This window comes from Pseudomonas khavaziana, assembly GCF_019145205.1.
In the GTDB taxonomy this organism is placed as follows: domain Bacteria; phylum Pseudomonadota; class Gammaproteobacteria; order Pseudomonadales; family Pseudomonadaceae; genus Aquipseudomonas; species Aquipseudomonas khavaziana.
Genome location: NZ_JAHSTT010000009.1, coordinates 151,016 through 170,871 on the forward strand (window position 1 = coordinate 151,016; position 19,856 = coordinate 170,871).

Genomic DNA, 19,856 nt, shown 5'->3' on the forward strand with positions numbered 1-19,856 from the left:
CGAAACATGACTGTGCGACCTAATAAGAATTCACAGCACGAGGACACGCCGATGGCCACGCCATTACTGCTCCAGGCTGAACACGTCGCCAAGGCTTACGCCGGGGTGCCCGCCCTGCGTGACGGGCGCCTTTCTCTGCGGGCCGGCAGCGTCCACGCCCTGTGCGGCGGCAATGGCGCCGGCAAGTCGACCTTCCTGAGCATCCTGATGGGCATCACCCAGCGTGACGCCGGCAGCATCCTACTCAACAGTGCGCCGGTACAATTCAACCGCCCGAGTGAAGCCCTGGCGGCGGGAATCGCGATGATCACCCAGGAGCTGGAGCCCATCCCCTACATGACCGTCGCCGAAAATATCTGGCTGGGCCGCGAACCACGCCGCGCCGGCTGCATCGTCGACAGCAAGACCCTGAATCGGCGTACCCGCGAACTGCTGGAAAGCCTGGAATTCGAGGTCGACGCCACCAGCCCCATGCACCGCTTGAGCGTGGCGCAGATCCAACTGGTAGAAATCGCCAAGGCGTTCAGCCATGACTGCCAGGTGATGATCATGGATGAGCCCACCTCGGCCATCGGCGAGCGCGAGGCCGAAACGTTGTTCAAGGCCATTCGCCGCCTCACCGCCCGCGGCGCCGGCATCGTGTATGTGTCCCATCGCCTGAGCGAACTGGCGCAGATCGCCGATGACTACAGCATCTTTCGCGATGGCGCCTTTGTGGAAAGCGGGCGCATGGCCGATATCGACCGCGACCACCTGGTGCGCGGCATCGTCGGCCAGGAGCTGACGCGCATCGACCACAAGGTGGGCCGCGAATGCGCCGCCGACACCTGCCTGCAAGTCGACAGCCTGAGCCGCAACGGCGAGTTCCACGACATCAGCCTGCAACTGCGCCAAGGCGAAATCCTCGGCATCTATGGGCTGATGGGCTCCGGGCGCAGTGAGTTCCTCAATTGCATCTACGGCTTGACCGTGGCGGACTCCGGCAGCGTCACCCTGCAAGGCAAGCCCATGCCGATCGGCATGCCCAAGGCCACCATCGATGCCGGCATGTCCCTGGTCACCGAAGACCGCAAGGACAGTGGCCTGGTACTGACCGGCAGCATCCTCTCGAACATTGCGCTGTCGGCCTACAAGCGTTTGTCGAGCTGGTCGCTGATCAACGCACGCAAGGAAACCCAGCTGGCCGAGGACATGGTCAAACGCCTGCAGATCAAGACCAGCTCCCTGGATTTGCCGGTGGCGTCCATGAGCGGCGGTAACCAGCAGAAAGTGGTGCTCGCCAAATGCCTGTCCACCGAGCCGGTGTGCCTGCTCTGCGATGAACCGACCCGGGGCATCGACGAAGGCGCCAAGCAGGAGATCTACCGCCTGCTCGACCAGTTCGTACGGGCTGGCGGCGCGGCCATCGTGGTGTCGTCGGAAGCCCCGGAACTGCTGCACCTGAGCGATCGCATCGCCGTATTCAAGGGTGGCCGGCTGGTGACCATCAGCACCGACACCGCCCTTTCCCAGGAAGCCTTGTTGAGTCTTGCCTCATGAATGCCAAAACCATCGCCGCACCTATTACTACCGCCCGGCGCAGCCGCCTGCGCCTGTCCCTCGACCGCTTCGGCCTGCCGCTGGTGTTTATCCTGCTCTGCGTGGTGATGGCGTTTTCCAGCGAATACTTCATGACCTGGCGCAACTGGATGGACATCCTGCGCCAGACCTCCATCAACGGCATCCTCGCCGTGGGCATGACCTATGTGATCCTGACCAAGGGCATCGACCTCTCTGTGGGTTCGATCCTGGCGTTTGCCGGGCTGTGCAGCGCCATGGTCGCCACCCAGGGTTACGGCCTGTTGGCAGCGGTCAGCGCCGGGATGTTTGCCGGGGCGATGCTTGGCGTGGTCAATGGCTTCATGGTCGCCAACCTGTCGATCCCGCCGTTCGTGGCGACCCTGGGCATGCTCAGCATCGCCCGGGGCATGACCTTTATCCTCAACGACGGCAGCCCCATCACCGATCTGCCCGACGCCTACCTGGCCCTGGGTATCGGCAAGATCGGTCCGATAGGCGTGCCGATCGTCATCTTCGCCGTGGTCGCGCTGATCTTCTGGATGGTCCTGCGCTACACCACCTATGGCCGTTACGTATACGCGGTGGGCGGCAATGAAAAAAGCGCGCGCACCTCCGGCATCGGAGTGCGCAAGGTGATGTTCTCGGTGTACGTGGTGTCGGGCCTGCTCGCCGGATTGGCCGGCGTGGTGCTGTCGGCACGTACCACCTCTGCCCTGCCCCAGGCCGGGGTTTCCTACGAGCTGGACGCAATTGCCGCGGTGGTGATCGGTGGTACCAGCCTGTCGGGTGGCACCGGCAGCATCGTCGGCACCTTGTTCGGTGCGCTGTTGATCGGCGTGATCAACAACGGCCTGAACCTGCTCGGTGTGTCCTCCTATTACCAACAGGTCGCCAAGGGCCTGATCATCGTGTTCGCAGTACTGATCGACGTGTGGCGCAAGAAAAAACGCTAGAGAACGACCCACAACAATAACCGGAGTTCTACTCATGAAACTTGGTACCACTTTGGCCGCTGCGGCGACCCTCACCTTACTTGCCAGCAGCATCGCCCTGGCTGCCGATGGCAAGACCTACAAGATCGGCGCAGCCGTCTACGGCCTCAAGGGCCAGTTCATGCAGAACTGGGTGCGTGAGCTCAAGGAACATCCGGCGATCAAGGATGGCACCGTGCAGTTGACCGTGTTCGACGGCAACTACGACGCCCTGACCCAGAACAACCAGATCGAAAACATGGTGACCCAACGCTACGACGCGATCCTGTTCGTGCCGATCGATACCAAGGCCGGTGTCGGCACCGTCAAGGCCGCCATGAGCAACGACGTGGTGGTCATCGCCTCCAATACGAAAGTAGCCGATGCCAACGTGCCGTATGTCGGCAACGACGACGTGGAAGGTGGCCGCCTGCAGGCCCAGGCCATGGTCGACAAGCTCAACGGCAGGGGTAACGTAGTGATCATCCAGGGCCCGATTGGCCAGTCAGCACAGATCGACCGGGAAAAAGGCGAGCTGGAAGTGCTGGGCAAACACCCGGACATCAAGATCATCGAGAAGAAAACCGCCAACTGGGACCGCGCCCAGGCGCTGACCCTCACCGAAGACTGGCTCAACGCTCACCCCAAGGGCATCAACGGTGTGATCGCACAGAACGATGACATGGCCCTGGGCGCCGTGCAGGCCCTGAAGTCCCACGGCCTTACCTCCAAGGACGTGCCCGTGACTTCCATTGACGGCATGCCGGATGCGATCCAGGCGGCGAAAAAAGATGAAGTCACCACTTTCCTCCAGGACGCCCAGGCCCAGTCCCAAGGCGCGCTGGACGTGGCCCTGCGCGCCCTGGCCGGCAAGGACTACAAGCCGCAGTCGGTGATCTGGGAGCGTTATGCCAAGGACGTGAAATGGGCCGACGGCACGGCGAAAAATTACATCCTGCCATGGGTGCCGGTGACCAATGCCAATGCGGATGCGCTGTACAAGCAAGTCAGCGGAGCCAAGTAGTTGTTGACTTGAAATACAGCCAAATGTGGGAGGGGGCTTGCTCCCGATAGCGGTGTGTCAGCCGACCGATTTATCACTGTTAAATCGCTATCGGGAGCAAGCCCCCTCCCACACTTGACCTCCACCCTACTCAAAATGGAGTCTGTTCATGTCTGGATTCTGGAACCAAGCCTTCGACCTCAGCGGTCGTTGCGCGGTGATCACCGGCGGTGCCGCCGGCATCGGCCTGGCCTGTGCCACCCTGCTGGTGGAACGCGGTGCCCGCGTGGCATTGCTGGACCGTGACCCGGCGGTGGTTGAAGTCGCCGCCAGGCTGGGTAGCGGGCACCTGGGCATCGCTGTGGACCTCGGCCAGACCGGCCAGATACAACCCGCCATCGACCGCGTATTCGCAGACTTTCAACGCCTGGATTACCTGATCAACAGCGCCGGCGTGGTGCTGTTGGACAAGGCCATCGAGGTCAGTGAAAGCGCCTGGGACACCACCCTGGACATCAACCTCAAGGCCAGTTTCTTCGTGACCCAGGCGTGCGCCAAGCACATGCTGGCCCAGGGCAGCGGGCGCATCGTCAACCTCGCGTCCCAGGCTGCCGTCATTGGCCTGGACCGTCACGTCGCCTATTGCGCCAGCAAGGCGGCCATCGTCGGCATGACCAAGGTCCTGGCCATGGAATGGGCGCCGCAGATCAACGTCAACGCCATCTCCCCGACCATCGTCGAAACCGCCCTGGGCAAAAAAGCCTGGGCCGGTGAAGTGGGCGAGCGGGCCAAATTGCAGATCCCGGCGGGGCGCTTTGCATTGCCTGAAGAAATCGCCGGGCTGGCGCTGTACCTGCTCAGCGATGCCGCGCAGATGATCACCGGCGCCAACATGGTGATCGATGGCGGCTACAGCATTCAGTAATTCCATCTTTATGTCGTGAGGTCCTGTCATGTCCACCGTCACCGAACGCACACCGCAACAACTCGCCCCGAGCATCCCGAAAACCATGCAGGCCGTGGTCTGCCATGGCCCGGAAGACTATCGCCTGGAAACCGTCGACGTGCCCACGCCCGGCCCCGATGAGATCCTCACCAAGGTCGAGCTGTGCGGCATCTGCATGGGCGATATCAAGACCTATCGCGGCGCGCCGTCGTTCTGGGGCGATGCCGAGCAACCGCGTTATGTGAAGCCGCCGATGATTCCCGGGCATGAGTTCGTGTGCCGTGTGGTCGCCCTTGGCCCAGGCGCCGAAAAGCGTGGCGTGGCGGTCGGCGACCGGGTGATTTCCGAACAGATCGTGCCGTGCTGGGGTTGCCGCTTCTGCAACCACGGCCAGTACTGGATGTGCCAGAAGCATGACCTGTATGGCTTCCAGAACAATGTGCAGGGCGCCATGGCCCAGTACATGATCTTCACCAAGGAAGGCATCATCCACAAAGTGCCTGAATCCATCGCGCCCGACGAAGCGATCCTGATCGAGCCGCTGGCCTGCTCGCTGCACGCGGCGGAGCGCGCCAACGTCGACCATGACGACATCGTAGTGGTCGCCGGCGCCGGCACTTTGGGCCTGGGCATCATCGGCGCGGTGCGACTGCGCAACCCGAAAAAACTCATCGTGCTGGACATGAAACCCGAACGCGCCGCCCTCGCCCTGCGCATGGGCGCAGACGAAGTCTGGAACCCGGCTGAGGTGGATGTGCTGGCGAAAATCCGCGCGATCACCGACGGTTACGGCTGCGATATCTATATCGAAGCCACCGGGCACCACAAGGCGGTCAACCAGGGCCTGGCGATGCTGCGCAAGCTGGGGCGCTTCGTCGAATTCAGCGTGTTCAACGACGAAGCCACGGTGGACTGGTCGATCATCGGCGACCGCAAGGAATTGGACATCCTCGGCTCGCACCTGGGGCCCTATATGTACCCGCGAGCCATCGACTTCATCGGCAACCGCAAGATCGACATGCGCGATGTGGTGACCCACAAGTTTGCCCTGGCGGATTTCAAGGAGGCGTTTGCGGTGATGGAGCGTGGCGACAAGTCGCTCAAAGTTGTGCTCGAGCCTTAAGAACACCAAACATCCAAATGTGGGAGGGGGCTTGCTCCCGATAGCGGTGTGTCAGTCAACTGATTTATCTCTGTTGCACCGCCATCGGGAGCAAGCCCCCTCCCACATTGAACCAACAGAACAACAACAGGAACCCGCGTTATGAATCGAGTCATCAACGATCCCGACCAAGTGGTCGAGGACATGCTGCGCGGCATCCTGGTCGCGCACCCCGAACTGCGCCAGTACGAGACCAACCCACGGGTCATCGTCAAGGCCAGGCCGTCCGCCCAGGGTCGTGTCGGCATCGTCACCGGTGGCGGCTCCGGGCATGAGCCGGCGTTCCTCGGCTATGTCGGCCCGGGGCTGGTGGATGCCGTGGCCGTCGGCGAGATTTTCTCCTCGCCCACCGCTAAGAGCTTTTTCGACGCCTTCCGCGCCGCCGACCATGGCGCGGGCGTAGCCTGCCTGTATGGCAACTACGCTGGCGACAATATGAACGTCAAGCTGGCGATGAAAATGGCCGCCAGCAAAGACATGCGCATCCGCACCGTGGTGGCCAACGACGACGTGGCCTCGGCGCCCAAGGCCGATATCGCCAAGCGTCGCGGGGTCGCCGGGGAAATCTTCATGTGGAAGATCGGCGGTGCCGCCGCCGCCCAGCATTACGACCTGGACGGGGTGATTCGCGTCGCGCAGAAGACCGTCGACCAGTGCCGCTCCATTGGCATCGGCCTCACGCCGTGCACCATCGCCGCCGTGGGCAAGCCGAACTTCCAGATTCCCGACGGCCAGATGGAACTGGGCATCGGCCATCATGGCGAGCCAGGCATCGAAGTCATTCCGATTGAACCGGCTGCGGCCATGGCCGAGCGCATGCTCGCCCCGATCCTCGCCGACCGCGATTTCAGCCAGGACGACAGCGTGGTGGTGCTGGTCTCCGGCCTTGGCGCCACGCCTGTGATGGAGCTGTACATTTTCTACGCCGAGGTGGAAAAACAGCTCAAGGCCAAGGGCTTGAAGATCCACCGTTGCTACGTCGGCAACTACTTTACCTCCCTGGAAATGATGGGCGTGACCCTGACCCTGCTCGGCCTCGACGCCGAGCTGAAAACCCTGATCGACCAACCCTGCCGTTCCATCGGCATGACCCAGGCGGAGTAAACATGAGCCAGCACTTTTCCACCCGTGACGGCAGCGCCATCGTCGCCGACCTGGTCAGCGTCATCTTGGCCAATCGCGAATACCTCAGCGAAGTCGACGGCGCCATTGGCGACGGTGACCACGGCATCAACATGGCCAAGGGCTTCGCCCACTGCGGTCGCACTATCGAAGGCCGCCAACTGAGCCTGGCCCAGGCCCTGGATGAACTGACCCTGAGCCTGATGGAAGGCATCGGCGGCTCCATGGGCCCGCTGTATGGCAGCCTGTTTATCGGCATGGCCGACGAAGTGCGCAACTGTGAAGACATCGATGCTGCCACCTTCGCCCACCTGTTGCGCGGCGGCTTGACCTCACTGCAGGACATCACCGAGGCGGGCGTGGGCGACAAGTGCCTGATGGACACCTTGATTCCTGCGGTGGAGGCATTTGAACAGGCGCATGCATCCGGGGCGTCTTTCAACGATGCGCTGGAGGCAATGAAAAGCGCCGCCTCCCAGGGGCGCGATTCGACCAGGGACCTGGTGGCCAAGATCGGCCGCGCCAGTCGCTTGGGCGAGCGTTCCCTCGGGGTACTGGACGCCGGGGCAGTGTCGTGCTGCCTGATCCTTACGCGCCTGGCCGACTCGGTGCAGCCGCGACTGACTGCTTGACCTGCTGGATATACCGCGCCACCGCCGGCGCTTTTTCAAAGCGCCGGTAAATCAACGACAACCACGACGACGCCTCATTACCCTGGATAGTGCGATACACCACGCCCGGCAGGCTCACATGCCCGACCATCGATGCCGGCACTACCGCAACCCCCTGCCCCAACGACACCAGGGCCACCACCGCCACCAACCCGCCCGGCTGCGCGCCCAGACGCGGTGCGTAGCCGCCCTGGGCGGCGACATGCAAGGTGCCGCTGATTTGTTCCGGCAGGATAAACGTCTCGTTTTCCAGGTGCTCGCAGGTGATTGCCTTAAGCCCCAGCAGCCAGGAATCCTGGGCCAGCGCCAGCACAAAGCCTTCGCTGTCCAGGCGCACCGCCTCCACGCCGTCCGGCAGGGTCATCGGCGAACGGATATAACCGATATCGCAGCGCCCATCGGCCACCGCGCCCGGTAGCGCAGCCATGGCCCATTCGCGCAGGTTCACGTTCACATCGGCAAACGCCTGGCTGAACCCCCTCACCTGGCGCTGCAACAGCCCGCAGTAAAGCGCCGAGGCCACGTAACCCAACTCGATATGCCCGATCTCGCCGCGCCCGGCGCGCTGGGCATTGCGCTGGGCGAACTCGAACTGGCGCACGGCGGCTTCGGCCTCGCTCAGCAGCGCGGCACCCGCTTCGGTGAGGCTGACTTCGCGCTGCCGGCGGATAAACAAGCGTGTACCCAGGCTGGTTTCCATGTCCTGGATTTGCCGGCTCAGGGTCGGCGGCGCAATGCCCAATTGCTCGGCGGCGCGGGTGAAATTGCGCTGCCGGGCCACGGCCAGGAAGTAACGAAAATGGCGGATCTCCATGGCAGCATTAGCTCAAAGGTAATGAAGTGCTTGCCGACGCCTAACAAAGATCTGAATGGCCAAGGCTAAGCTCGCAGTACCTGAACACTAGATAGCCCTTGAGATGCAAGTCAACCAAAATTTACGTATTGCCTGCCAGGTAATTAGCCTATGAGCCGGAGCAGTCCACGCCTGACCCTGGTGACCGCCTCCGCCGTCTGCTCGTTGATCGTGCTGGATACCAACATCGTTGCCGTCACGCTGCCAAGCATCGCCCGCGACCTGGGCGCCAACTTTGCCGATATCGAGTGGGTCGTCAGCGCTTATATGCTGACGTTCGCCGCCTTGTTGTTGCCGGCCGGGAGTATCTCCGACCGCTTTGGCCGCAAGAAAACCCTGGTCTGGGGCCTGGGTATTTTCATCTTCGCCTCCCTGGGCTGCGGCGCGGCATCCACCGCGCTGTGGCTGGACATCGCCCGAGCCGTGAAAGGAGTGGGTGCGGCGCTGTTGCTGACCTCGGCACTGGCGTCTATCGGGCATACCTTCCACGATGAAATAGAACGCGCCAAGGCCTGGGCGTTCTGGGGCGCGTGCATGGGTGTGGCGATGACCGCCGCGCCGACCCTGGGCGGCTTGATCACCGAGTACCTGGGCTGGCGCTGGATTTTCTATCTCAACCTGCCGGTAGGCCTGGGGCTGATGGTGCTGGTGCTGCGGGCGATTCCCGAGTCTCGCGATACCCAATCGGCGCGCCTGGACCCCTGGGGCAGCCTGGCGTTCAGTGGCAGCTTGCTGTGCCTGATCTGGGGGCTGATCGAGGCCAATCGCATCGGTTGGGATAGCCCGCTGACCTACGCTCGCCTGCTCGGCGGTGGGCTGCTGATGGGTGTGTTTGTGCTGGTCGAGCACCTGCAGCAGCGACCGATGGTGGACTTGCAGCTGTTTCGGCACCCACGCTTTATCGGCGCCTTGCTCGGCATGTTTGCCTATGCCGGGTGCGCCCAGGTGATGATGACACTGCTGCCGTTCTACCTGCAGAACGGCCTGGGTTTCTCCGCGATTGCCTCGGGCCTGGGCATGTTGCCGTTTGCCTTGACCATGCTGATCTGCCCGCGCGTCGGTGTACGCCTGGCGGCACGCTTCACACCGGCGACCATGATGGCGAGTGGCTTGACCCTGGTGGGCTGCGGCAATCTGTTGAGCGCGTGGGCCGTGCAGGCCGGCGGCTATCTGCCCTTTGCCCTGGCGATCGCCGTCACCGGCGCAGGCGCGGGGTTACTCAATGGCGACACGCAGAAAAACATCATGGCCTGCGTGCCGCGAGATCGCGCAGGCATGGCCTCGGGCATGAGCACCACCATGCGTTTCAGCGCAATCATGTTGGCCATCGGCGTGTATGGCGCATTGCTGAGCAGCCACAGCGAACAGTTGCTAAGCACGAGTATCGACCCGCAATGGCTGGCGCAGGTGGCGGGTATTGCTTCGCGGGTGGTAGCCGGTGATATGCCCGCGGCGCTGGACCTGGTGCCCGAGGCGGCAAGGGTGACGGTGCAACCGCTGGCGCGGCAGGCGTTTGTGGGTGGGTTCAGCGGGGTGTTGTGGGTGGCGGGGTTATTGGGGTTGCTGGGCGCGCTGGTGGTGGGGAGCCTGATGCGCAAGCCGGTACCCACACACAGCTGAATGTGGGAAAGGCTTGCCCCGATGGCGGCCTTAGGGTCGACCCGGATCTTGGATCAGACCGAGTACATATCCATTGCTGCGGTAACGGCTGCTATGGGTTCCGCCCTTACGGCGGCTCACTTTTGAAAAGCCGGAATGCCGGCCCAGGCAAAAGTAAGCAAAACGCTCTTGCCCCACCACTCGGCACCTCGCCCAGGCTCGGTGTGCCCGTAATCCGCCATGGATTTGGGGGGCCGCCGCCCCTGTCGGTTTACCCCCCAAATCCATGGCGAATTCCGGCCAGCGTGGTTTAACGGGGCGCCTAAAATCAAAAGCAGATCAAGATCAAGAGCCGCTCGCTTCGCATCGTAGTTACGGTCGGCAGCTAATAAGTTGTTTGGATACCTATGCTCATCGGGGGCAAGCCCTAATGCCAGTCAGTTAAGCGGTCATCGCCTTCTGTAGGAGCGAGCTTGCTCGCGAAAAACGTCAACGATAACGCGTCTTTGCTGAATGAGCGCGGCGCCTGTAAGTTTTTCGCGAGCAAGCTCGCTCCTACAAAAAAGCCTTAACTGACTGGCATTAGAACAAGCCCCCTCCCACAGGGGGCCGCCTACAACCTGAGGATGGTTACCAGAACCGCTGCTGGGTCAGCCGGCTCCACCAGGTCAGCAGCACCCGGTCTACCGAACCGCTGGCCGCCAGGCCCACGCGCTCTTGCAGGCTTTTACGCTCGGCATAGTGCAGGTGGAACACGTCGGCAGTCTTGGCCTTGGTGGCCAGGTATTCGTCGCTGGTCTGCAGCTCGTCGACCAACTGTTTGTCGAGGGCGGCCACACCCAGCCACACTTCACCGGTCGCTACATCGTCAATCGCCAATTGCGGGCGGTACCGCGAGACGAAGTTCTTGAACAACTGGTGGGTGATGTCCAGGTCTTCCTGGAACTTCTCCCGGCCCTTCTCGGTATTTTCGCCAAACACCGTGAGAGTGCGTTTGTATTCGCCGGCAGTCAGCACTTCGAAGTCGATATCGTGTTTTTTCAGCAGGCGGTTGACGTTGGGCAACTGCGCGACCACGCCGATGGAGCCGAGGATGGCGAACGGTGCGCTGATGATCTTCTCGCCGATGCACGCCATCATGTAGCCGCCACTGGCCGCCACCTTGTCGATGCACACGGTCAATGGCACACCGGCCTGGCGGATGCGCGCCAGTTGCGACGAAGCCAGGCCATAACTGTGCACCATGCCACCGCCGCTTTCCAGGCGCAGTACCACTTCATCCTTGGGTGTGGCCAGGCTCAGCAGCGCGGTGATTTCATGGCGCAGGCTCTCGGTGGCCGAGGCCTTGATGTCGCCGTCGAAATCCAGTACGAACACTCGCGGCTTGGGCTCGGGTTTTTTCTTGCCCTTTTTCTTTTCAGTCTTGCTCTCGGATTTGCGCAAGGCCTTGAGTTGGTCCTTGTCGAGCAGGCTCGACTCCAGGCGCTCGCGCAGCCCCTTGTAGAAATCATTGAGCTTGCTGACCTGCAACTGGCCGGCGGATTTACGACGACCTTTGCTGCGCAGGGCTGCGAAGCTGATCAGTACCACCAGAATAGCGACCACCAGGGTGACGGTCTTCGCCAGAAAGCTCGCATATTCGGCCAAAAAATCCATATATCTCCTTAAGAATGCACTGCGCCAGGCGCGGATGGCCCCAGCATACCGACGCCATCGCGCCGGAGCCAGTGATCAAACCGCCAGCAGGCGGGCTCCAACGAGCTTTTAAAACAAGCGTATGTTTTTTCATTGACAGCTCGCAGGCATCCTCATAACCTCGCCAGACTTTCAACGTACCGGGAAAACGGACGTGGGCAGCATCTATCTGATTCGACATGGCCAGGCCTCCTTCGGTGCAGACGACTATGACGTCCTGTCGCCCCTCGGCGTGGAACAGGCGCAAGTGCTCGGACGCCATCTGGCAGACCTGGGCCTGACGTTTGATCGCTGTATAGCCGGCGACCTGCGTCGCCAGCAACACACCGCCAGCGCCACGTTCGATCAATACAGCGCCCTTGGCCTGCCGGTTCCGGCGTTGGAGACCGACAGCGCATTCAACGAATTCGACGGCGAAGCGATCATCCGCGGCCTGTTGCCCGACCTGCTCGGCAGCGAGCCCGATGCCGTACACATCCTGCGTAACGGCCCGCAGAACCGCAGCGAGTTCCAGCGTATCTTCGCGCTGATCGTCGAGCGCTGGCTGGCCGGCACTTATGACCCACCGGGGCTGGAAAGCTGGCTGGGGTTTGTCGAACGCGTCCAGGGCGGCTTGCAGCGTATTCTCGAAGCCGCCGACAACGCCGACAAGATCGCCGTATTCACCTCCGGCGGCACCATCACCGCCCTGCTCCACCTGATTACCCGAATGCCCGCCGCCCAGGCGTTCGAAATGAACTGGCAAATTGTTAACACCTCGCTCAACCAGCTGAAGTTCCGCGGTCGCGAGGTGGCACTGGCTTCCTTCAACAACCATGCCCACTTGCAACTGTTGAAGGCGCCGCAGCTCATCACTTTCCGATGAACTGCGGCCAACCGTGACCCCAAGGTCACTGGACTCACCATAAAAGGATCGAAACCATGACTGACGTAGCCAAAGCTGTAGAAGCAATGAAAGCCAAATTCAACCCAAGCGCTGCCGAAGGCTTGGACCTGGTATTCGGATTCCGCATCGACGACACCAAGAACTTTTCGCTGGTGGTCAAGGACAAGACCTGCGAATTGAAAGAAGGCGAAAACCCTGACGCCCAAGTGACCCTGGTCATGGACAGCGACACCCTGGAAGGCATCGTCGACGGTTCCACCGACGGCATGCAGGCATTCATGGGTGGCAAGCTGCGCACCGAAGGCGACATGATGCTGGCGATGAAGCTGAGCGAGCTGTTCCCTTCCTGATCCAAGAGCAAGCCTGGATCCCTGTGGGAGGGGGCTTGCTCCCGATCGCGGTTTGTCAGTCGCCTCTCAGTTGACTGCCCCACCGCTATCGGGAGCAAGCCCCCTCCCACATTGGGTCTGCGGTGGTATTCAGATTCTGGGTTGCAGCAACAACGCCACCAATGCACTCCACCCCGTCTGGTGTGATGCCCCCAACCCCCGCCCCGTCTCCCCATGAAAATACTCATGGAACAACACCAGGTCACGGCTGGCCGGGTCCGCCTCCAGTTGCGCATACCCCGCCATTGAAGGTCGCAGGCCATTTTCATCGCGCAGAAACAACCGTGTCAGACGCTCGCTGAGGCTGTCGGCCACTTCTTCCAGGGACGACAGGTAACCGCTGCCCGTCGGGTATTCCACGGAAAAATTATCTGCGTAGTACCGATGAAACTCCCGCAACGATTCAATCAGCATGTAGTTGACCGGCATCCACAGCGGCCCGCGCCAATTGGAGTTGCCGCCGTACAAGCGTGAATCGGATTCGCCGGGCTGGTAGCTGGCACACAGGGTGTCACCATTCATCTTCAGCGCCAGAGGCTGTTCTGCGAAAGCCTTGGACAAGGAACGCACGCCAAAGGCCGACAAGAATTCATTGTCATCCAGCATACGCCGCAGCAGATCCTTGGTCCGTTCGCCGCGCAGCAACGCCAGCAACAGGCGGTTGCCCTGCCCCGGTTCGTTCCAGCGTGAGACCAGTTTGGCCAGGTCCGGTCGGTGATGCATAAACCCCAGCAGGCGCTCGCGCAACCCTGCCAGCCCCTCATGCTCGCGCTGCTCCAGCACCAGCACCGCGAACAACGGCATCAGGCCAACAATCGAACGCAAACGCACCGGTTCATTCTGGCCGTCGGGGTGATGCAGTACGTCGTAGAAGAACAGATCCTGCTCATCCCATAGGCCTTCGGCGCTGTCGTCGACGCGGTTGATGGCGCCGGCGATATACAGGAAATGCTCGAAAAACTTAACCGCAATGTCCACATACACGGCATTACGCTTGGCCAACTCCAGCCCGATGCGCATCAAGTCCAGGGCATAGGCCGCGACCCAGGCGGTGCCGTCGGCTTGATCCAACTGGTAACCCGGTGGCAGCGCGGCGGAGCGGTCGAACAAGGCGATATTGTCCAGGCCCAGGAAACCACCCTGGAACAGGTTGCGGCCCTCGGCGTCCTTGCGGTTGACCCACCAGGAAAAATTCAGCAGCAGCTTGTGGAAGATCCGTTCGAGGAAGTCCATGTCGCCGACGCCGGTCAGCGCCTTGTCCTGCTGATACACGCGCCAGCTGGCCCAGGCATGCACGGGTGGGTTGGCGTCGTCGAAGCGCCACTCATAGGCGGGCAGTTGGCCGTTGGGGTGCATGAAGCGGTCCTTCACCAGCAACAACAGCTGCTGCTTGGCGTAGCCCGGGTCGATCAGCGCGATGGCCACCGCCTGGAAGCCCTGGTCCCAGGAGGCGTACCACGGGTATTCCCAGGTGTCGGGCATGGACAGGATGTCGAAGTTGGACAGGTGCCGCCAATGGGTATTGCGCATATGCAAACGCTCGGGCGGCGGCGCAGGCTGGGCCGGATCGCCGTCGAGCCACTGGTTGACGTCGAAATAGTACAGCTGCTTGGACCACAGCAAGCCGGCCAGGGCCTGACGTTGCACATTGCGCGCATCGTCATCGGCGATGCCTTGTTGCAAGGCTGCATAGAAGTCATCGGCCTCCTGGCGGCGCTGTTCGAACAACTTGCGTGCGTTGACCTCGGGGGCGCCCACAGGAGCAAAGCGCAGATAGAGGCTTTGGCTTTCCAGGCCCGCCAGCTCCAGGCTGAATCGCGCCGCCACCTTGGTGCCCGCGTTACCGCGGATGGCCCCTTGATCACCCTCCACCACGTAATCGTTGATGCCATCCTTGAACGGCCCGGGCGTCGGCTGCCCGCCCAGTTTGGCGAAGTTGCTCTCGTTTTCGCAGAACAGCCATTGCACGCCGTCCCGGCCCCAGGCGCTGAAATGACGATCGTCCAGTTCATGATGACGGGCCAGCACGCGGTCGCCCTCCAGTGTCAAGCTGGGCTTGGGCGCATCGAAGGTCCAGCTCCAGTCATTGCGCGCCCACAACTGGGGCAGCACCTGCAGGCGTGTTGGTTGGGCCGAGCGGTTGTGCACGGTAACGCGCATGAAAATATCGTTGGGCTGGTGCTTGGCATATTCGACAGTGACGTCGCAGTAGTGGTTGTCTTCAAACACACCGGTGTCGAGGATTTCATACTCGGCATCGCCCAGCCCGCGGCGGGCGTTTTCGGCGATCAAATCGGCATAGGGAAAAGCGGCATGGGGGTATTTGTACAGCATGCGCATGTAGGCATGGCTCGGTACGCCATCGACGAAAAAGTACAGCTCCTTGACGTCTTCACCATGGTTGCCCTCGGCGTTGCTGAGGCCGAACAGGCGCTCCTTGAGAATCGCGTCGCGCTCATTCCATAGCGCCAGGCCCAGGCACCAGCGTTGCGCTTTATCGCTGAAACCGGCCAATCCGTCCTCACCCCAGCGATAGGCGCGACTGCGCGCCTGTTCATGGGGAAAGTAGGCCCAGGCGTCTCCATCGGCGCTGTAGTCTTCGCGCACCGTGCCCCATTGGCGTTCGCTCAGGTACGGGCCCCACTCGCGCCAACGCTCGGCGTCTTGCGGCGCCAGGCGCTGGCCTTCAATCGTGTCCAGCAGGCGGGTTGCGGGTACGGCCGTCATTGAGTCCTCCATCACCTACACAGTGAGGAGCAGTGTAAAACCCAATGACGCCCGGTTGCACATGAAGACTTGAGAAGTGGGTGTAGTTGAAGATCGGGCGGGTTGATTTTCTCATGTACACCTCATCATTCATTTGCAGAATGAAGTCCAGAGGAATCTTCGTTTGCAAGCCGGGCTGCGGCTCAACAAAATCAGGTAAAGGCCACTTTCATCGCCATAGCCATCAGGAATTTTTCTATGCACGCCACTGCACATGTCAGCCCCGATGAGATCCGCAAGGGCTTTTCCAAGGCCATGTCCGACATGTACCGCGATGAAGTTCCGCTGTACGGCGCGCTGCTGGAACTGGTGGCCGAGACCAATGCCAATGTGCTCGACCACGAACCGCGCCTGGCGCAACAGTTGCAACGCACCGGGGAAATCCAGCGCCTGGACAGGGAGCGCCACGGCGCTATCCGCCTGGGCACCGCCGCGGAACTGGCGACCATCAGCCGCTTGTTCGCGGTCATGGGCATGCAACCGGTGGGCTACTACGACCTCACCCCCGCCGGGGTGCCGGTACATTCCACCGCCTTTCGCGCCGTGCATGAACACGCACTGCAAACCAGCCCGTTCCGCGTGTTTACCTCATTGCTGCGCCTGGAACTGATCGAAAACCCAACGTTGCGCACGTTCGCCGAAAACGCCCTGGCCAAGCGCTCAATCTTCACCCCCGGCGCCTTGGCATTGATCGAACAAGCCGAAACACAAGGTGGTCTGAATGCCAGTGACGCCGAAGCTTTTATCAGCCAGGCCCTGGAAACGTTCCGCTGGCACGACACCGCCACGGTAACGCGCGCGCAGTACCAGCAACTCAGCGACCAACACCGCCTGATTGCCGACGTGGTGGCGTTCAAGGGTCCGCATATCAACCACCTCACCCCGCGCACCCTGGACATTGACCAGGTGCAAGCTGCCATGCCCGGCAAAGGCATCACGCCCAAGGCGGTGATCGAAGGCCCACCGCGGCGCCAATGTCCGATCCTGCTGCGCCAGACCAGCTTCAAGGCCCTCGACGAACCCATCGCCTTCACCGATGCCCACGGCAGCCACAGCGCACGCTTCGGCGAAATCGAACAACGCGGTGTCGCACTGACGCCCAAGGGCCGTGCGCTGTACGACCAACTGCTGAACGCTGCCCGCGACGAACTCGGCGCGTTCCCCACTGAAACCAACACCGAACGGTATGTGCAATTGCTGGAACAGCACTTCCAGGCGTTCCCCGATGATCATGGGCAGATGCGGGAACAGGGCCTGGCGTACTATCGCTACTTCGTCACCGACAAAGGCCTGGCAGCCCGCGGCCAGGCCGACCAGCCGCGTGAGTTGCAAGCGCTGGTCAACGCCGGTCACGTGGCGGTGGAGCCATTGGTGTACGAGGATTTCCTGCCGGTGAGTGCGGCGGGGATCTTCCAGTCAAACCTGGGGGATGCGGCGCAAAGTCATTACGCGGCCAACGCCAACCAGGCGCAATTCGAACAGGCGCTGGGGCGCAGGACGATTGATGAGCTGCAGCTTTACGGCCAGACGCAGCAGCGTTCCATTGATGAATGTTTGGGCACACTGGTGGCATGAAATAGGGCGTCCTACCCGGCTCAGCAGCACAATCCTTGCGCCACAACAGTCCCCAGAGCCGGGTGGACGGGGCGCATCATAAAGACTGAGTCCTACAATGTCCCGCAGGTAAATCTGAACAAATATTGCCGCGTTGCTGTTAACCCAAGCGCCCTGCAATCTCGTCTTTGATCAGCAGCCGTTTCTTCTTCAGGTTTTCCACATCCTCATCGCTGGCACTGGCTTTTTCTGCCTTGAGCACCTCCCCGTCCGCAACGTCATATTGCGTGAGCAACGCGTCCAGCCGCTTGTCACTCGCCCTGCGTTCGTGAACGGCTTCCTTGCTCAAACCCAAGTCCTGATACAGGTCGTGTTTCACTGGCATGGCGTACCTCCACAAGTTATTCAATGGCCTACGTCCTTGAAGCTAGCCCATTCCAACCGGTCTTGTCATGTGCCAGGTCAATACCCGCCCGTTCGTCGTAACCCTGGCGATGGGATCAAACCTTTGCTGTGCCCTGCCCTCCACTGTAGATCGCCACTCGAGGGAGAACGGTTTTATGAATCACGTTGCCACTGCTGCCGACACCCAATGCATCAACACTATTCGCACCCTGGCCATGGATGCCGTGCAGAAGGCCAACTCGGGCCACCCGGGCACGCCCATGGGCCTGGCGCCAGTGGGATACACATTGTGGAGTCGCTTCCTGCGCTATCACCCTGAGCATCCGGACTGGCCTAACCGCGACCGTTTTGTGCTGTCGGTGGGGCATGCGTCGATGTTGCTGTATTCGTTGTTGCATCTGGCCGGTGTGGTGGAGATTGACGCCCACGGCAAGCGCTCCGGCCAGCCGGCCATCAGCCTCGACGATATCAAGCAGTTCCGGCAGATGGGTTCCAAGTCGCCAGGCCATCCCGAGTACCGCATGACCACCGGCGTAGAAACCACCACCGGCCCGCTGGGCCAGGGCTGCGCCAACAGCGTCGGCATGGCCATGGCCGAACGCTGGCTGGCCGAGCGTTTCAACCGCGACGGCCAGGTGCTGTTCGACTACGACGTGTACACCCTGTGCGGTGACGGCGACATGATGGAAGGCATCAGCAGCGAAGCGGCGTCGATGGCCGGCCACTTGAAGCTGGATAACCTGTGCTGGATCTACGACAACAACACCATCAGCATCGAGGGCCACACTGAGCTTGCGTTCAGCGAAGACGTGATCAAGCGCTTCCAGGCCTACGGCTGGCACACCGTGCACGTCACCGATGCCAATGACTTGCACGCCTTGAGCGTGGCCCTGGAAACCTTCAAGGCCAACACCGGCGCACCGACCCTGATCGTGGTCGACAGCGTGATCGGCTACGGTTCGCCACACAAACACAACACCGCCGCCGCCCATGGCGAGCCGTTGGGCGAAGATGAGATTCGCTTGACCAAGGCTACCTATGGCTGGCCGCAGGATTCGAGTTTCCTGGTGCCCGAAGAGGCCCGCACGGTATTGCGCGATGCCCTGTACGAACGCGCCAAACCGCTATACGCCGAGTGGAACCAGACCCTGGCGTCCCTCGACCCGCAACGGGCCGATGAACTGCAGCGCATGCGCGCCGGGGAAATGCCCGAGCAGTGGCAAGCGCACCTGCCGAGCTTCGCCGCCGATGCCAAAGGCGTCGCCAGTCGTGCCTCGGGTGGCGAAGTGCTGAATGCCTTTGCCCAACAGATTCCGTGGTTGCTGGGCGGCTCGGCGGATTTGTCGCCTTCGACCAAGACCAACCTCACCTTCGACGGCGCCGGGCGTTTCAGCGCCGACGACTACAGTGGGCGCAACCTGCACTTCGGTATCCGCGAACACGCCATGGGCGCGATTGCCAACGGCATGGCGCTGTCCTACCTGCGCCCGTACACCTCGACTTTCCTGGTGTTCAGCGACTACATGAAACCGCCGATCCGCCTGGCGGCGATCATGGAGCTGCCGGTGATCTTCGTATTCACCCATGATTCCATCGGCGTAGGCGAGGATGGGCCAACGCACCAACCTATCGAACACCTGACCCAACTGCGCGCCACCCCGGGGCTGCTGACCCTGCGCCCGGGCGACGCGAATGAAACCCTGGAACTGTGGAAAGTGGCCCTGGCACAAACCCATCGGCCGAGTTGTGTGGTGCTGTCACGCCAGGCGCTGCCTACGCTGGATCGCAGTAAGTACGCGCCAGCCTCCGGCGCGGCCAAGGGTGCGTATGTACTGGCCGGTGCGGATCAACCTGAGGTTATTCTGATCGCCACAGGCAGTGAGGTCAGTCTCGCAGTGGCCGCTTATGAGCAGCTCAGGGGCGAAGGCGTTGCCGCGCAAGTAGTATCGATGCCGAGCTGGGAACTGTTTGAAGACCAAGACCAGGCTTATCGCGACAGCGTTTTGCCGCCCGCAGTAAAAGCTCGGGTCGTGGTGGAGCAGGCAGGTCCCTTAGGGTGGGATCGCTATGTCGGGCAGACTGGGGCCAAGGTAGTAATGAACAGCTTCGGCGCCTCGGCACCGCTGGCCAAGTTGCAGGAGAAGTTCGGGTTCACCGTGGAGAATGTGGTGAAGCTGGCCAGGCAACAAATCCAACTGACAGAACAATGATCTAAATGTGGGAGGGGCTTGCTCCCGATGGCGGTCAGTCAGATACAGCTTTGCAAGCTGACAC

The 19,856-nt window shown here is 61.7% G+C and carries 16 protein-coding genes; 12 read left to right on the plus strand and 4 right to left on the minus strand.

Annotated elements, in window-relative coordinates; all coding sequences use genetic code 11:
- Positions 1-51: 51 nt before the first annotated feature.
- The 7 genes from KVH01_RS21275 to dhaL all read left to right on the plus strand — a co-directional run bounded on the left by KVH01_RS21275 (position 52) and on the right by dhaL (position 7,396).
- On the plus strand, positions 52-1,539 hold the full coding sequence (locus KVH01_RS21275; RefSeq protein WP_217882787.1) for a sugar ABC transporter ATP-binding protein: 1,488 nt from the start codon (positions 52-54) through the stop codon (positions 1,537-1,539).
- The gene (locus tag KVH01_RS21280; protein WP_217882788.1) at positions 1,536-2,513 is read left to right on the plus strand and encodes an ABC transporter permease; all 978 of its coding nucleotides are present in this window, start codon (positions 1,536-1,538) and stop codon (positions 2,511-2,513) included. Before KVH01_RS21275 ends, KVH01_RS21280 begins: the two co-directional genes overlap by 4 nt.
- 34 nt (positions 2,514-2,547) lie before the next feature.
- Positions 2,548-3,555 carry a substrate-binding domain-containing protein gene (locus KVH01_RS21285; protein ID WP_217882789.1) on the plus strand — a complete coding sequence of 336 codons (1,008 nt, stop codon included), beginning with the start codon at positions 2,548-2,550 and terminating at the stop codon, positions 3,553-3,555.
- Positions 3,556-3,703: 148 nt separating this feature from the next.
- Entirely contained in the window at positions 3,704-4,459 is a 756-nt protein-coding gene (locus tag KVH01_RS21290) for an SDR family oxidoreductase (protein WP_217882790.1), read from the plus strand.
- Positions 4,460-4,487: 28 nt separating this feature from the next.
- Positions 4,488-5,603, plus strand: coding sequence for an MDR/zinc-dependent alcohol dehydrogenase-like family protein (locus tag KVH01_RS21295; protein ID WP_043051437.1), 1,116 nt, complete (start codon positions 4,488-4,490; stop codon positions 5,601-5,603).
- A gap of 141 nt (positions 5,604-5,744) precedes the next feature.
- On the plus strand, positions 5,745-6,746 hold the full coding sequence (locus KVH01_RS21300; RefSeq protein ID WP_217882791.1) for a dihydroxyacetone kinase subunit DhaK: 1,002 nt from the start codon (positions 5,745-5,747) through the stop codon (positions 6,744-6,746).
- 2 nt (positions 6,747-6,748) lie between these two features.
- Positions 6,749-7,396 (plus strand): dihydroxyacetone kinase subunit DhaL, encoded by a 648-nt coding sequence (dhaL, locus tag KVH01_RS21305; RefSeq protein WP_217882792.1) that lies wholly within the window; start codon positions 6,749-6,751, stop codon positions 7,394-7,396.
- On the opposite strand, the gene KVH01_RS21310 is transcribed toward dhaL, so the two are convergent.
- Positions 7,353-8,249, minus strand: coding sequence for a LysR family transcriptional regulator (locus tag KVH01_RS21310; RefSeq protein ID WP_217882793.1), 897 nt, complete (start codon positions 8,247-8,249; stop codon positions 7,353-7,355). The genes dhaL and KVH01_RS21310 overlap by 44 nt on opposite strands.
- Before the next feature lie 150 nt (positions 8,250-8,399).
- On the opposite strand from KVH01_RS21310, the gene KVH01_RS21315 reads away from it, so the two are divergent.
- Positions 8,400-9,908 (plus strand): MFS transporter, encoded by a 1,509-nt coding sequence (locus KVH01_RS21315; RefSeq protein WP_217882794.1) that lies wholly within the window; start codon positions 8,400-8,402, stop codon positions 9,906-9,908.
- 609 nt (positions 9,909-10,517) lie between these two features.
- Here the strand turns inward: KVH01_RS21315 and sohB are convergent.
- Positions 10,518-11,543, minus strand: a complete 1,026-nt coding sequence (gene sohB, locus KVH01_RS21320; protein ID WP_217882795.1) for a protease SohB — start codon at positions 11,541-11,543, stop codon at positions 10,518-10,520.
- 193 nt (positions 11,544-11,736) lie between these two features.
- Here sohB and KVH01_RS21325 point away from each other — a divergent pair, with 193 nt between their 5' ends.
- Both KVH01_RS21325 and KVH01_RS21330 read left to right on the plus strand, forming a co-directional pair.
- Complete coding sequence (locus KVH01_RS21325; protein ID WP_217882796.1) at positions 11,737-12,447, plus strand: histidine phosphatase family protein; 711 nt, start codon at positions 11,737-11,739, stop codon at positions 12,445-12,447.
- 56 nt (positions 12,448-12,503) lie between these two features.
- The gene (locus tag KVH01_RS21330) at positions 12,504-12,818 is read left to right on the plus strand and encodes an SCP2 sterol-binding domain-containing protein (protein ID WP_043051259.1); all 315 of its coding nucleotides are present in this window, start codon (positions 12,504-12,506) and stop codon (positions 12,816-12,818) included.
- A 129-nt stretch (positions 12,819-12,947) separates the two neighbouring features.
- On the opposite strand, the gene KVH01_RS21335 is transcribed toward KVH01_RS21330, so the two are convergent.
- Positions 12,948-15,584: an MGH1-like glycoside hydrolase domain-containing protein gene (locus tag KVH01_RS21335; RefSeq protein WP_217882797.1), complete on the minus strand. Its 2,637-nt coding sequence runs from the start codon at positions 15,582-15,584 to the stop codon at positions 12,948-12,950.
- A 237-nt stretch (positions 15,585-15,821) separates the two neighbouring features.
- Here KVH01_RS21335 and hglS point away from each other — a divergent pair, with 237 nt between their 5' ends.
- Entirely contained in the window at positions 15,822-17,198 is a 1,377-nt protein-coding gene (gene hglS / locus KVH01_RS21340) for a 2-oxoadipate dioxygenase/decarboxylase HglS (RefSeq protein WP_217882798.1), read from the plus strand.
- A 139-nt stretch (positions 17,199-17,337) separates the two neighbouring features.
- Here hglS and KVH01_RS21345 read toward each other — a convergent pair whose 3' ends face one another.
- Positions 17,338-17,562 carry a YdcH family protein gene (locus KVH01_RS21345; RefSeq protein WP_217882799.1) on the minus strand — a complete coding sequence of 75 codons (225 nt, stop codon included), beginning with the start codon at positions 17,560-17,562 and terminating at the stop codon, positions 17,338-17,340.
- 175 nt (positions 17,563-17,737) lie between these two features.
- Here KVH01_RS21345 and tkt point away from each other — a divergent pair, with 175 nt between their 5' ends.
- Entirely contained in the window at positions 17,738-19,792 is a 2,055-nt protein-coding gene (gene tkt, locus KVH01_RS21350) for a transketolase (RefSeq protein ID WP_217882800.1), read from the plus strand.
- The last annotated feature ends 64 nt before the right edge of the window (positions 19,793-19,856 follow it).

Coding starts and splice junctions, on each gene's coding strand:
- KVH01_RS21330 (WP_043051259.1), top strand. CDS start 12,504: ATGACTGACGTAGCCAAAGCTGTAGAAGCAATGAAAGCCAAATTCAAC.
- sohB (WP_217882795.1), bottom strand. CDS start 11,543: ATGGATTTTTTGGCCGAATATGCGAGCTTTCTGGCGAAGACCGTCACC.
- KVH01_RS21335 (WP_217882797.1), bottom strand. CDS start 15,584: ATGACGGCCGTACCCGCAACCCGCCTGCTGGACACGATTGAAGGCCAG.
- dhaL (WP_217882792.1), top strand. CDS start 6,749: ATGAGCCAGCACTTTTCCACCCGTGACGGCAGCGCCATCGTCGCCGAC.
- KVH01_RS21275 (WP_217882787.1), top strand. CDS start 52: ATGGCCACGCCATTACTGCTCCAGGCTGAACACGTCGCCAAGGCTTAC.
- hglS (WP_217882798.1), top strand. CDS start 15,822: ATGCACGCCACTGCACATGTCAGCCCCGATGAGATCCGCAAGGGCTTT.
- KVH01_RS21315 (WP_217882794.1), top strand. CDS start 8,400: ATGAGCCGGAGCAGTCCACGCCTGACCCTGGTGACCGCCTCCGCCGTC.
- KVH01_RS21280 (WP_217882788.1), top strand. CDS start 1,536: ATGAATGCCAAAACCATCGCCGCACCTATTACTACCGCCCGGCGCAGC.
- KVH01_RS21300 (WP_217882791.1), top strand. CDS start 5,745: ATGAATCGAGTCATCAACGATCCCGACCAAGTGGTCGAGGACATGCTG.
- KVH01_RS21295 (WP_043051437.1), top strand. CDS start 4,488: ATGTCCACCGTCACCGAACGCACACCGCAACAACTCGCCCCGAGCATC.
- KVH01_RS21310 (WP_217882793.1), bottom strand. CDS start 8,249: ATGGAGATCCGCCATTTTCGTTACTTCCTGGCCGTGGCCCGGCAGCGC.
- KVH01_RS21285 (WP_217882789.1), top strand. CDS start 2,548: ATGAAACTTGGTACCACTTTGGCCGCTGCGGCGACCCTCACCTTACTT.
- KVH01_RS21290 (WP_217882790.1), top strand. CDS start 3,704: ATGTCTGGATTCTGGAACCAAGCCTTCGACCTCAGCGGTCGTTGCGCG.
- tkt (WP_217882800.1), top strand. CDS start 17,738: ATGAATCACGTTGCCACTGCTGCCGACACCCAATGCATCAACACTATT.
- KVH01_RS21345 (WP_217882799.1), bottom strand. CDS start 17,562: ATGCCAGTGAAACACGACCTGTATCAGGACTTGGGTTTGAGCAAGGAA.